General features: G+C 81.9%; 1 pseudogene. It reads right to left on the bottom strand.

Annotated elements, in window-relative coordinates:
- Window positions 1-431 (bottom strand): annotated as a pseudogene (locus A6V29_RS12450) (hypothetical protein); the annotation flags it as partial.
- Between the last annotated feature and the right edge of the window lie 16 nt (window positions 432-447).

Genomic DNA, 447 nt, shown 5'->3' with positions numbered 1-447 from the left:
TCCGGGTCCAGCGCGGCGAGCCGCTCCTCGAGCGGCCGTGGCTCGACCCCGAGCGCGGCCAGGTGCTGGGCGGCCGCCCGGTCCAGGCCGGGCGCCGTCCGGCGCAGCACCCCGGTCAGCGCCTCCGCCGCGTCGGCCCGCGCGAGCGGATCTGTCTCGCCGGGACCGGCCAGGCCGGCGAGCGGGCCGGCGGGCCCCTCCGGCAGCACGAGGCCGCGCAACCGCGCCGCGCTGCGCGCGACCGCCGCGGCGGGGTTGTTCACCTCGTGCAGCAGGCCGGCGGTGAGCTCGCCGAGGGCGGCCAGGCGTTCCCGCTGGCGGAGCAGCGCCTCCTCGCGGGCCAGACGCCGGGCGGTCGCCTGCAGCAGCGCCCGCGCCGCCCGCGGATGGGCGAGCAGCCGGTCGAGCGCGTCGGCGCCGATCCGGTGCACGCGGGCTTCGGTGCGG

Source organism: Blastococcus sp. CCUG 61487 (assembly GCF_005222955.1).
GTDB lineage: Bacteria > Actinomycetota > Actinomycetes > Mycobacteriales > Geodermatophilaceae > Blastococcus.
This window is presented reverse-complemented; position numbering and strand designations above follow the sequence as displayed.